Origin of the sequence: Klebsiella sp. NPDC088457, from assembly GCF_044900465.1 — a bacterium.
In the GTDB taxonomy this organism is placed as follows: domain Bacteria; phylum Pseudomonadota; class Gammaproteobacteria; order Enterobacterales; family Enterobacteriaceae; genus Klebsiella.
Genome location: NZ_JBJDNH010000042.1, coordinates 30,588 through 43,503, shown reverse-complemented (window position 1 = coordinate 43,503; position 12,916 = coordinate 30,588). Strand labels below are relative to the sequence as shown.

10 protein-coding genes are annotated in these 12,916 nt (G+C 54.1%); 6 read left to right on the top strand and 4 right to left on the bottom strand.

The genetic code is table 11. The features are described from left to right. The 3 genes from rbsA to kup all read right to left on the bottom strand — a co-directional run. Window positions 1-1,425: ribose ABC transporter ATP-binding protein RbsA (gene rbsA / locus ACI2JR_RS22255; RefSeq protein WP_462479488.1), on the bottom strand; the 1,425-nt coding region annotated here is incomplete at its 3' end. A 10-nt stretch (window positions 1,426-1,435) separates the two neighbouring features. Beyond that, window positions 1,436-1,855: a D-ribose pyranase gene (gene rbsD, locus ACI2JR_RS22250; RefSeq protein ID WP_132729056.1), complete on the bottom strand. Its 420-nt coding sequence runs from the start codon at window positions 1,853-1,855 to the stop codon at window positions 1,436-1,438. A gap of 185 nt (window positions 1,856-2,040) precedes the next feature. Beyond that, on the bottom strand, window positions 2,041-3,909 hold the full coding sequence (gene kup, locus ACI2JR_RS22245) for a low affinity potassium transporter Kup (RefSeq protein WP_132729058.1): 1,869 nt from the start codon (window positions 3,907-3,909) through the stop codon (window positions 2,041-2,043). Window positions 3,910-4,243: 334 nt separating this feature from the next. Here kup and ravA point away from each other — a divergent pair, with 334 nt between their 5' ends. After that, window positions 4,244-5,743: an ATPase RavA gene (ravA, locus tag ACI2JR_RS22240; protein WP_132729062.1), complete on the top strand. Its 1,500-nt coding sequence runs from the start codon at window positions 4,244-4,246 to the stop codon at window positions 5,741-5,743. Further along, the gene (gene viaA, locus ACI2JR_RS22235) at window positions 5,740-7,188 is read left to right on the top strand and encodes an ATPase RavA stimulator ViaA (RefSeq protein ID WP_132729064.1); all 1,449 of its coding nucleotides are present in this window, start codon (window positions 5,740-5,742) and stop codon (window positions 7,186-7,188) included. The genes ravA and viaA overlap by 4 nt, the downstream gene beginning before the upstream one ends. Window positions 7,189-7,196: 8 nt before the next feature. Here the strand turns inward: viaA and asnA are convergent, their stop codons facing one another. Then, a complete protein-coding gene (asnA, locus tag ACI2JR_RS22230; RefSeq protein WP_462479487.1) occupies window positions 7,197-8,189 on the bottom strand; it encodes an aspartate--ammonia ligase in 993 nt (330 codons plus the stop codon). 152 nt (window positions 8,190-8,341) lie between these two features. Here asnA and asnC point away from each other — a divergent pair, with 152 nt between their 5' ends. The 4 genes from asnC to rsmG all read left to right on the top strand — a co-directional run bounded on the left by asnC (window position 8,342) and on the right by rsmG (window position 12,343). After that, window positions 8,342-8,800, top strand: coding sequence for a transcriptional regulator AsnC (gene asnC / locus ACI2JR_RS22225; RefSeq protein WP_462479486.1), 459 nt, complete (start codon window positions 8,342-8,344; stop codon window positions 8,798-8,800). Window positions 8,801-8,891: 91 nt separating this feature from the next. Beyond that, entirely contained in the window at window positions 8,892-9,332 is a 441-nt protein-coding gene (gene mioC / locus ACI2JR_RS22220) for an FMN-binding protein MioC (protein ID WP_132729068.1), read from the top strand. A 381-nt stretch (window positions 9,333-9,713) separates the two neighbouring features. Next, window positions 9,714-11,603: a tRNA uridine-5-carboxymethylaminomethyl(34) synthesis enzyme MnmG gene (gene mnmG, locus ACI2JR_RS22215; protein WP_132729070.1), complete on the top strand. Its 1,890-nt coding sequence runs from the start codon at window positions 9,714-9,716 to the stop codon at window positions 11,601-11,603. A gap of 116 nt (window positions 11,604-11,719) precedes the next feature. Further along, entirely contained in the window at window positions 11,720-12,343 is a 624-nt protein-coding gene (gene rsmG / locus ACI2JR_RS22210; protein WP_132729072.1) for a 16S rRNA (guanine(527)-N(7))-methyltransferase RsmG, read from the top strand. The last annotated feature ends 573 nt before the right edge of the window (window positions 12,344-12,916 follow it).

The window sequence follows — 12,916 nt, the reverse complement described above, 5'->3', positions numbered from 1 at the left end:
ACCGCCGAGATGCCCTTCATGCATCACAATGATGCGATCGCTCATGCCCAACACTTCCGGCATCTCCGAGGAGACCAGAATGATGCTCAGACCATCGGCTTTAAACTGGTTAATCAGCTGGTAGATCTCTTTCTTCGCGCCGACGTCCACGCCGCGGGTCGGCTCATCAAGGATCAATACCTTCGGTCGCGTCATCAGCCCGCGGGCGATGGCCACCTTCTGTTGGTTACCACCGGAGAGCAGGCCAATCGCCTGTTCCATTGACGGCGTTTTAACATTAAACAGACGGATAAAATCACTCACCGCCTGCTGTTCATCTTGATGTTTCAGGCGGCCGCCGGCATGGCTGAAATAGCGCAGCGCCGTTAAGGACATATTTTCTTTCACCGACATGCCAAGCACTAAGCCGTCGCGCTTGCGATCTTCAGAGATGTAGACAATCCCGTTCGCCAGGCCGTCCTGAGGAGAACGGGTCACCACTTCACGACCGTCGAGCGTCACGGAGCCGCTGCTGCGCGGCAGGGCGCCGTACAGCACCTTCATCAGTTCCGTACGACCGGCGCCCATCAGCCCGGCGACGCCGAGAATCTCCCCCTGACGCAGGGTGAAGGTGACATTTTCAACGCCCGGGCCGCACAGGTTATCGACCTTCAGGCGAATCGCCCCCGGCGCTTTATCCAGATGCGGATACTGATCTTCCAGTTTGCGGCCCACCATCATTTCAATCAGCAGATCTTCATTAAGGCTGGCGACCTCGCGCTCGGCGATAAACTGCCCGTCGCGAAATACCGTCACATCATCGCAAATCTCGAAAATCTCTTTCATCCGGTGGGAGATATAAACAATCCCGCGCCCCTGCGCTTTCAGCTCGCGAATTACGCGAAACAGAGATTCCGTTTCGGTATCGGTCAATGCATCCGTCGGCTCATCCATAATGATGACCTTCGACTCAAAGCTCAGCACCTTGGCAATTTCGACCATCTGCTGATCGCCGATCGACAGATCGCCCACCAGCTTCTGGCTGTTAAAGCGTAAGTTCAGCTTTGCCAGCAGCTTATCGGCTTCGGCATACATCTTTTTCCAGTCGATTTTGCCGAACCGGTTAACGAATTCACGACCAAGGAAAATATTTTCCGCGATCGTCAGCTGAGGGATCAGGTTGAGTTCCTGGTGAATAATGCCGATCCCGGCTTCCTGGGAAGATTTAGGTCCGTTGAACGCCACCTCCTGACCTAGCCACAGGAGAGAACCGGCATCGCGGGCATAGATACCGGTCAGCACCTTCATCATGGTGGACTTGCCGGCACCGTTTTCCCCGACCAGCGCCATCACGCGGCCAGCATAAACATTGAGCGAGGCGCCGGAGAGCGCCTTCACGCCAGGGAACGCTTTATCGATCCCCTTTAATTGCAATAAGGCTTCCATATCGGCGACCTCAGAACGTCACGCCGGCACAGAGAATAATGTTCGCATACGGGGAGCACTCCCCGCTGCGAATCACCGCCTGGCTGTCTGCGGTTTGCTTTTTAAACTGCTCATGACTGGTGTAACGAATTTCAATGGTGTTTCCCTGGTGTTGCTGCAGCAGCTCAAGGTGATTGAGCAACGTCGCATGGAGCTGCGGATTATGCGTTTTTATCTCTTCCGCAAGGATCGCCGCCTCGACCTGCATTTCCGCTGTCACCACCTCCAGAACCTGCATAAAGGAGGGAACGCCCTGAGTTAACGCCATATCGATGCGCGCGCTGCTGCGGGGAACCGGTAAACCGGCATCGCAGACCACCAGCGTATCGGTATGACCCAGGCGAGAGATAACCGAGGAAATATCAGCGTTAAGTACGGTACCTTTTTTCATTTTTCTCTTTTGCTCCACTAGCGAAACGTTTCGCTGAACAAAGTATTGTGAATCCGCGAGCGAAAAACCATCGCCAGAAGAGAGAAATGTGATCGCCATCGAAACGTTTCGCAAACGCGAGGGAAGAAAAGTGAACTGCGGCAAAAAACAACAAAAAGCCCTTCACGAGGAAGGGCTTCTGACCATCAAATTTCGACCTGGGTACCCAGTTCTATCACCCGGTTTGGCGGGATTTCAAACTGGTCCGGCGCTCGCAGAGCGTTGCGCTGCAGCAGCAGATACAGTTTGCCGCGCAGGCGCAGATACCATGGCCGTTTGCCGATAATCAGCGACTCATGCGACATAAAGAACGAGGTTTCCATCATCCTGCAGCTTAGACCTTCCAGCCCGCAGCGGTGGAAAACCTCTTCCACGTTCGGCGTTTCGCGCCAGCCGTAGCTCGCAACCACCCGCCAGAACGACGGCGAAATCTGCTCGATCTGCACCCGGCGGACGTTATGCACATAAGGCGCATCTTCAGTACGCAGCGTGAGCAGAATCACCCGCTCATGCAGCACCTTGTTGTGCTTCAGGTTATGCAGCAGGGCAAAAGGAATCACGTTCAGCGCACGGGACATATATACCGCCGTCCCCGGAACGCGAACCGGCGGCGATTTTTCCAGGGAAGAGATCATCGCCTCCAGGGAATTGCCGTGTTCATGCATCCGACGCAGCAGACGGAAGCGTTCGCTCTTCCAGGTCGTCATTACGGTGAACATCACCAGCCCCAGCGTCAACGGCAGCCAGCCGCCGGAGACAATCTTATCCAGGTTGGCCGAGAACAGCGGCAGATCGATACACATAAAGGCGATAAACAGCAGCGCCACGAGGAATTTATTCCAGTGCCAGTTTTGACGAGCCACCGTGGTGAAAAGAATGGTGGTCAACACCATTGTCCCGGTCACCGCAATACCGTACGCCGCCGCCAGATTAGAGGAGTGCTCAAAGTTGATAATCACGATGACCACCGAGACGTACAGCAGCCAGTTGATGAACGGTATATAAATCTGCCCGGACTCCATTTCGGAAGTATGGATAATGCGCATTGGCGACAAATAGCCCAGACGCACCGCCTGGCGAGTCAGCGAGAAGACCCCGGAAATCACCGCCTGCGAGGCGATAACCGTCGCCAGCGCAGCGATAATCAGCATCGGGATCAGCGCCCACTCGGGGGCCAGCAGGAAGAAAGGGTTTTTTATCGCTTCCGGATGTTTTAACAGCAGCGCCCCTTGACCAAAGTAGTTCAGCACCAGTGAAGGCAGTACGACTGAAAACCAGGCCAGGCGAATCGGCAGCTTACCGAAGTGCCCCATATCAGCATACAGCGCCTCAACGCCGGTAATGGCCAGCACCACCGCTCCGAGCGCGACAAACGAGACGGTTTTATATTCGAGGAAGAAGTGAACCGCCCAGTAGGGATTCAACGCCTGCAGCACTTCCGGGTTAGCCAGAATGCTTCGCGCTCCCAGCACCGCCAGCAGCAGGAACCAGATCAGCATAATCGGCGCGAACAGCTTGCCCACCATGCTGGTACCGTGCTTCTGGATCGCAAACAGCAGCGTCAGCACGATAATGGATATCGGGACAATCCAGGTATCCAGGTCGGGGGCGATAATTTCCAGCCCTTCAATGGCCGACATCACCGAGATAGCCGGGGTAATAACCACCTCGCCGTAGAAAAAGCTACCGCCAATCAGGCCCAGAATCACCAGAACCGATGTCATTCGCGCGGACGTGTTGCGTCCCGCCAGCGACATTAGCGTCAGGATCCCCCCTTCACCGGCGTTGTCAGCGCGCATAACGAAGGTGATATATTTGAGTGATACGGTGAAGATTAACAGCCAGAAAATCAGCGACAGAAAGCCAAAAACAGCATCACGTTCAACGCCAAACCCAAACTGACCAGACAGACATTCTCGAAGTGTATATAGTGGGCTGGTACCGATATCGCCGTATACCACGCCGATAGCCGCTAACGTTACCGCTGGCAGCGATTGCTTATTATCAGAGCTCATAGACTAGTCTTTTCGTTTATACACATTATGCTTCAAGCTGCCTCTGCGCCGGCTGCGCGCAGAAACCTCGGTCGCATAGCTATCTATGCTCCAGGGGATTTCATCCCTTGACGCATCCTGAACATTTTGGTGTATATAAAACAAATGCGTGCCTGGTCCCTTGGCCCACAAAAAGCGCACAGTATGCACGATTATTTGCTGAATCGTACCCCTAACTGACATCATATTAACCTGACTCAAAGAAAATAAATCGATTCTTCAGGCTATTACCACCCCTGACCAAACATCTATACTCGACTCAATAACGACACATGAAAAAGCACGCAACTCAATTATGGCTCAATCACATTTACTGGCAGAAAGAATTTCCCGGCTAAGCGCTTCCCTGGAAAAAGGCTTGTTTGAACGCAGTCACGCGATACGACTTTGCCTGCTTGCCGCGCTCAGCGGTGAAAGCGTTTTTTTACTTGGCCCGCCGGGCATCGCCAAAAGCCTGATCGCCCGTCGCCTCAAGTTCGCCTTCCAGCAGGCCCGCGCATTTGAATACCTGATGACCCGCTTTTCCACTCCGGAAGAAGTTTTTGGCCCCCTTTCTATCCAGGCGTTGAAGGATGAAGGACGCTACGAGCGCTTAACGACGGGCTATCTTCCGGAAGCAGAAATTGTCTTCCTCGATGAGATCTGGAAAGCCGGGCCGGCGATCCTCAACACCCTCCTGACCGCAATCAACGAACGTCATTTCCGCAACGGCGCGACGGAAGAGAAAATCCCTATGCGTCTGCTGGTGGCGGCCTCAAACGAATTGCCGGAAGCAGACAGCAGCCTGGAAGCGCTCTACGACCGCATGCTTATTCGCCTGTGGCTGGATAAAGTCCAGGACAAAACGAACTTCCGCTCAATGCTGATAAGCCAGCAGGATGAAAGCAGCAATCCGGTTCCCGCCAGCCTGCAGGTCAGCGATGAAGAGTTTAAGCAATGGCAGCAGGATATCAGTGCCGTCAAACTGCCGGACAACGTGTTTGAGCTGATCTTCCAGCTCCGTCAGCAGCTGGATGCGCAGCCTAAAGCGCCTTATGTTTCGGATCGACGCTGGAAAAAAGCCATTCGTCTGCTGCAGGCCAGCGCCTTCTTCAGCGGCCGCGATACCATCGCGCCTATCGACCTGATCCTGCTGAAAGATTGCCTGTGGCACGATATCGAAAGTATGAATCTGATGGCGCAGCAGCTGGAAACCTTAATGACCAGCCATGCCTGGCAGCAGCAGGCGATGCTGACCAGGCTCGGCACAATCACCCAAAGACGCATTCAGATCCAGCAGCAGCACAGCGACAAAACCGCATTGAAGGTCAACCGACTCGGCGGCATGTTCAGCCGTAAGCCACATTATGAGTTACCTGCGGAGATACAGGATGCCACGCTGACCCTGCTGCTCCAGCAGCCGCTTAAGCTGCATGACATAGAGGTTATCCATATCAGCTTCGTTCGCGAAGAGCTGTCGCACTGGCTGGAAAAGGGCGGCGAGATCCGCGGCAAGCTTAACGGCATTGGTTTCGCCCAGCAGCTCAACATCGATGTAGATGCCAGCCAGCATCTGGTGGTACGCGACGTCAGTCTGCAGGGCTCCCGCCTCTCCTTGCCCGGTAGCGAATCGCAGGAAAACATGCCGGCGGAAATCAGGCAGCAGCTGGAAGCGCTGGATGACGAGTGGCACCAGCAACACAACCGCTTTAGCGAACAGCAAAAATGTCTGTTTATTCCCGGCGACTGGCTGGGGCGTATCGAAGCCAGCCTGCAGGACGTCGGCGCGCAGATTAAACAGGCGCGACAGCCATGACCCTGGATATGCTGAATGTCATGCTGGCAGTCAGCGAAGAGGGGATGATCGAAGAGATGCTGCTGGCGCTGCTGGCCTCCCCGCAGCTTGCCGTTTTCTTTGAAAAATTTCCGCGGCTGAAAAACATTATCGCCGCCGATATCCCGCGCTGGCGGGAATCAGTCCGTGCGCGGCTCAAGGAGACTCATGTCCCGCCGGAGCTGGATGCTGAAGTTCTGACCTACCAACGATCGCAGCTGCTCTCCACCTCGCAGTTCATCGTGCAGCTGCCGCAGATCCTTGGCCAGCTACATCAACTGCAATCCCCGTTTGCCGCCCAGGCGCAGCAGCTGGTGGATGACAACGCCACCTTTACACCGGCGCTGCATACGCTGTTTTTACAGCGCTGGCGCCTGAGTCTGGTGGTGCAGGCGACGACCCTCAACCAGCAGCTGCTGGATGAAGAGCGCGACCAGCTGCTCAGCGAAGTACAGGAGCGGATGACCCTCAGCGGGCAGCTGGAACCGGTGCTGGTCGAAAACGATAACGCCGCGGGCCGCCTGTGGGATATGAGCGCCGGCGAACTCAAGCGCGGCGATTATCAGCTGATTATTCGATATGGCGATTTTCTCAGCCAGCAGCCGGAACTCATGCATCTTGCTGAGCAGCTAGGCCGCTCGCGGGAAGCGAAATCGGTGCCGAAAAAGGATGCGCCGATGGAGGCTTTTCGCACCCTGGTTCGCGAACCGGCAACGGTGCCGGAACAGGTGGATGGCCTGCAGCAGAGTGACGATATTCTACGGCTGCTTCCACCGGAGCTGGCAACGCTGGGGATAACCGAACTGGAGTTCGAGTTCTACCGCAAGCTGGTGGAAAAGCAGCTGCTGACCTACCGGCTCCATGGCGACGCCTGGCGGGAAAAAATCACCGAGAGGCCGGTCACCCGTCAGGATTTTGACGAGCAGCCGCGCGGGCCGTTTATCGTCTGCGTCGACACTTCGGGATCGATGGGGGGCTTCAACGAACAGTGCGCCAAGGCGTTTTGCCTGGCGTTAATGCGGGTGGCGCTGGCGGATAATCGCCGCTGCTTTATTATGCTGTTCTCCAGCGAAGTCGTGCATTATGAGCTGACTGGCCCGCAGGGTCTGGAGCAGGCGATCCGTTTTCTGAGCCAACGCTTTCGCGGCGGCACCGATCTTGCCAGCTGTTTCCGCGCCGTTATCGAACGGATGCAGAACCCGCAGTGGGTGGATGCCGATGCGGTGGTGATTTCCGATTTTATTGCCCAGCGTCTGCCGGATGAGGTGATCAATAAGGTGGGAGAGCTACAGCGCAAACATCAGCATCGTTTTCATGCGGTGGCGATGTCAGTACATGGCAAACCCGGCATCATGCGCATCTTCGACCATATCTGGCGTTTTGATACCGGGTTGCGTAGCCGCCTGCTGCGCCGCTGGCGGCGTTAACAGGCCAGTTAAAGAAGCGCAGCGACGCTCTCACGGACCTGTGCTGGCCACACGCCGCACTGTACCTGGCCGATATGGTCAAGCTGCAGCAGCAGCATGGTAAGACGGGACTGGCCAATGCCGCCGCCGATAGTCTGCGGCATTTCGCCACGCAGCAGCGCCTGGTGCCACTCCAGTTCCAGGCGATCCTCATCCCCGGTGATCGCCAGCTGACGCTTCAGCGCCTCAGCGTCCACGCGGATCCCCATTGAAGAGAGCTCAAACGCATCTTCCAGAACCGGGTTCCACACCAGGATATCACCGTTGAGACCGGCAAAACCTTCGCCAGCCGGCGTGCTCCAGTCATCATAATCCGGCGCACGAACGTCGTGACGCTGGCCATCGGAGAGCTTGCCGCCAATCCCCATCAGGAAGACGGCGCCCAGCTCTTTGGCAATCGCCCGCTCACGCCCTTTGGCATCGAGGTCCGGATAACGGCTCAGCAGCTGCTGGCTATGAACAAACTGAATCTGCTCAGGCAGGAACGGCGTCAGGCCAAACTCTTTGCAGGCCGCCGCTTCGGTCGCTTTGATCCCGGCGTAGATCGCTTCTACGGCCGATTTCAGCGTTTCAGTATGGCGTTCACCATCCCCCATGACGCGCTCCCAGTCCCACTGGTCGACGTAAACAGAGTGAATAGCGGAAAGCCGGTCTTCATCGGGGCGAAGGGCCTTCATGTGCGTGTACAGCCCTTCGCCCGCGCTGAAGTCGTGTTGTCCCAGGGTTTGACGTTTCCATTTCGCCAGTGAATGAACCACTTCGAAGCGGGCGTCTGGCAGTGTTTTCACTTTCACCTGAACCGCTTTCTCGCAACCAGACAGGTTGTCCTGAGTCCCGTCTCCTACACGGCTTAAAATCGGTGCCTGGACTTCAATCAGACCAAGCTTCTCTTCCAGCTGGCGGGAAAAATGCGACTTAACGAAACTAATCTGGCGTTGTTTTGCGATGTATGCGGTTTTCATTTTTTATTACTCCTGCGTCCTGTTGCTATTGATTAAGCAACAAAAATGGCTACCAATTCAATAATCAAACAACAAAAAGCCATCTTCACTTTTTATTCATTAAAATATACGGCTAATATAGAAAGAATCATCAAACATCATAAGAAAAACCTATGGAAAATTATCAGATCGACAATCTGGATCGCGGCATCCTGGAAGCCCTCATGGCCAATGCGCGTACCGCCTATGCCGAGCTGGCCAAACAGTTTGGCGTCAGCCCGGGTACGATCCACGTTCGCGTAGAGAAGATGAAACAAGCGGGCATTATCACCGGCGCACGCATCGACGTGAATCCGAAACAGCTCGGCTACGACGTTTGCTGCTTTATCGGCATCATTTTGAAAAGCGCCAAAGACTATCCTTCCGCGCTGGCCAAACTGGAAAGTCTCGAGGAGGTCACCGAGGCCTACTACACCACCGGGCACTACAGTATCTTTATTAAAGTAATGTGCCGGTCGATCGACGCTCTGCAACAGGTACTTATCAACAAGATCCAAACAATCGATGAAATTCAGTCCACCGAGACGCTGATCTCCCTGCAGAACCCGATTATGCGCACCATCCGCCCGTGATCGGGCTTTTTTAATCCCACATTTTCCACAGGTAGATCCCAGCTCTCACACAGCGTACAATGTGGCACTCTGAATAATTGAGCAGGCGATCATGGCAGACATTACGCTTATCAGCGGCAGTACCCTGGGCAGTGCGGAATATGTAGCGGAGCATCTGGCTGAAAAGCTGGAAGAGGCGGGCTATAGCACCGAAATCCAGCATGGACCGTTGATCGAAGATCTGCAGGCTGACGGGATCTGGCTGGTTATCTCCTCTACTCATGGCGCGGGTGATATCCCTGACAACCTGCTGCCGTGGTATGAAGCGCTGCAGGAACAGCAAGCCGACCTTTCTGCCGTTCGGTTTGGTTCAGTCGGGATCGGTAGTCGTGAATATGACACCTTCTGCGGGGCTATTGATAAGATCGATAGCGCGCTGAAGGCGTGTGGCGCAAAACAGATAGGCGAAACGCTGAAGATAAATGTCCTGGAACATGAAATTCCGGAAGATCCGGCAGAGATTTGGCTCGGATCCTGGAAAAACTTGCTCTAAGTTTTGTAAAGATCGTCCGATCTTCTGTGGATAACTACACTCAAAAGCTCTGATCAACCGGTAGTTATCCAAAGTATAACCGTTGACTGCTTTTTGAGCTGTGTATAACCCTTCATTTTGATCCCAGCTTATACGGAACAGGATAACCGATCATTCACAGATAGTGATCCTTCTTAAGCGTTTGATCTTACAACGCGGATCCGGCTTATCCACAGAAAGGTTCGATCCTAATAAGAGATCACAATAGAACAGATCTCTAAATAAAAGATCTTCTTTTTAATACTCAGGATCCCGGAGCTTTCTCGATCGACTAAAGTTGAGTAGAATCCACGGCCCGGGCTTCAATCCATTTTCAAACCGCTTTATGCGAGGCATACCACCATGTTTTATCAGGATCCTTTTGACGTCATCATCATTGGCGGGGGTCATGCAGGCACTGAGGCCGCGATGGCCGCAGCGCGAATGGGTCAGCAGACCCTGCTTTTGACACACAATATCGACACGTTGGGGCAGATGAGCTGCAACCCGGCGATTGGCGGCATTGGGAAAGGACACCTGGTAAAAGAAGTGGATGCGCTTGGCGGACTGATGGCGAAAGCGATCGACCAGGCAGGCATTCAGTTTAGGATACTAAACGCCAGCAAAGGCCCGGCGGTGAGAGCCACCCGAGCTCAGGCGGACCGCGTGCTGTACCGTCAGGCGGTACGTACGGCGCTGGAAAACCAGCCAAATCTGATGATCTTCCAGCAGGCGGTTGAGGATCTGATTGTCGAGAACGATCGGGTTGTCGGCGCGGTGACTCAAATGGGGCTGAAATTCCGTGCTAAAGCGGTCGTGCTGACCGTCGGCACCTTCCTGGACGGCAAGATCCATATCGGGCTGGATAACTACAGCGGCGGCCGTGCCGGCGATCCGCCGTCCATCCCGCTCTCTCGTCGTTTACGTGAACTGCCGCTGCGCGTGAGCCGTCTGAAAACGGGGACCCCGCCGCGGATTGACGCGCGGACCATCGATTTCAGCGTACTGGCGCAACAGCATGGCGATACTCCCATGCCGGTATTCTCGTTCATGGGATCCGCGGATCAACATCCGCGTCAGGTGCCGTGCTACATCACGCATACCAACGAGAAAACCCATGACGTTATCCGTAATAACCTCGATCGCAGCCCGATGTATGCCGGGGTGATTGAAGGGATCGGCCCGCGTTACTGCCCATCGATCGAAGATAAAGTGATGCGCTTCGCCGATCGTAATCAGCACCAGATCTTCCTCGAGCCGGAAGGACTGACCTCCAACGAAATTTATCCTAACGGCATCTCCACCAGTCTGCCGTTCGATGTACAAATGCAAATTGTTCGCTCAATGCAGGGCATGGAGAACGCGAAAATCGTCCGTCCAGGCTACGCTATTGAGTACGATTTCTTCGATCCGCGCGACCTGAAGCCGACGCTGGAAAGCAAATATATTCAGGGTCTGTTCTTTGCCGGCCAGATTAACGGCACCACCGGTTACGAAGAAGCTGCGGCTCAGGGGCTGCTTGCCGGCCTGAATGCCGGGCGTTTCTCCGCGGAAAAAGAGGGCTGGGCGCCGGCTCGCTCTGAAGCTTACCTTGGCGTGCTGGTCGACGATCTGTGCACGCTGGGTACCAAAGAGCCGTACCGCATGTTCACTTCCCGCGCCGAGTACCGTCTGATGCTGCGTGAAGATAACGCCGATCTGCGTCTGACCGAACAAGGGCGCGAGCTGGGCCTGGTGGATGATCAACGTTGGGCACGCTTCAATGAGAAGCTGGAAAGCATCGAACTTGAGCGTCAGCGTCTGAAATCGACCTGGGTTTATCCGGCGGCGGACAGCGCTGAAGAAGTGAATACTCACCTGACAGCACCGCTCTCCCGCGAAGCCAGCGGGGAAGATTTACTCCGTCGCCCGGAAATGACCTACGGGCAGCTGGTTCAGCTGTCGCCATTCGCTCCGGGTCTGGAAGATGCGCAGGCCGCCGAGCAGGTCGAGATCCAGGTGAAATACGAAGGGTATATCGCCCGCCAGCAGGAAGAGATCGAAAGACAGCAGCGCAATGAAAATACCATACTGCCGGCAACGCTCGATTACCGTCAGGTGATCGGACTGTCGAATGAAGTCATTGCCAAGCTGAACGATCACAAGCCGTCTTCGATCGGCCAGGCGTCGCGGATTTCCGGCATTACGCCGGCGGCGATTTCCATTTTGCTGGTATGGCTGAAAAAGCAGGGGATGCTGCGCCGCAGCGCCTGATCGCCCTGACAGTCGGTTTTTTTGCGGAGAACGCATGGTGTCTCCGCCTTTTTTGATTCACCAGCCCGGTAAGCGTCATCGCCTCCGGGCTCATTATTTCTGGACAGGTACTGAACGTGCTCAACAAACTCTCCCTTCTGCTGGATGAAGCAGGTATTTCGCTCACCGATCACCAGAAAAACCAGCTGGTGGCCTACGTTGGACTGCTTGATAAGTGGAACAAAGCTTACAACCTGACCTCCGTCCGTGACCCGAACGAGATGCTGGTGCGCCATATTCTCGATAGCATTGTTGTCGCTCCATACCTGCAGGGGAGTCGTTTTATTGATGTCGGAACGGGGCCAGGGCTGCCGGGGATTCCACTGGCTATCGTGCGTCCGCAATCACATTTCACGCTGCTGGATAGCCTTGGCAAGCGCGTGCGCTTTCTTCGTCAGGTTCAGCATGAGTTAAAGCTGGATAACATTACGCCGGTACAAAGCCGCGTGGAAGCGTACCCCGCAGAGCCGCCGTTCGATGGCGTCATCAGCCGCGCATTTGCCTCGCTGAATGATATGGTGAGCTGGTGCCGCCATCTGCCAGCAGAGCACGGCTGTTTTTACGCGCTGAAAGGCGTGGCTCAGGAAGATGAAATCGCTCATCTCCCGGAAGGATATGTGGTGAGCCAGATTATTGAGCTGCAGGTTCCTCAGCTGGAAGGGGAGCGTCACCTGGTGGTTATTAAGCCAAAAATGATTTAATTTTTATCAAAAAATGTGAAAAAAGTGCGCCCGCCGCATGTTACAAAAATAACGGTCACTACGCGGTATTATCGGAACGCCTTTAACCATATTTTTACCATGGCTTTTCCAGCGGTTAACTTTGGCACATTGCTTTACCGCTAAAATAGTCAACATTGAAAATATCAGCGCGCTAAAAATTGAGACGCTGACAAGATATAGTGATGTTAAATTTTTATTATAAATGTCAATAAAAGGTTTTTATTGTATGTGGTGTTGTTTTATAAAAACTCCTCATTTTTTATGTTTAATATCAAAACGATGAAAACAGACAATTTATGAACGGAATTAATTCGCTTAACCCTAAAATGTTTAATATGTGATCTGATGCACGCTTTAGTCGCTGTGTTTTCTCAGTATTTGCAGTTTTGTATGAGTGCTCACAGATTGACGAAATGCAGGAAAAGTTGCCTGTCGGAAAATAATTAAACATTTATTCACTATTTTGCTACTTATTGTTTGAAATCACGAGGCGTCACCGTATAATTTGTCCGCTTTTTGATGCTTGACTCTTCGTCTTAAAGGACGTTTTAT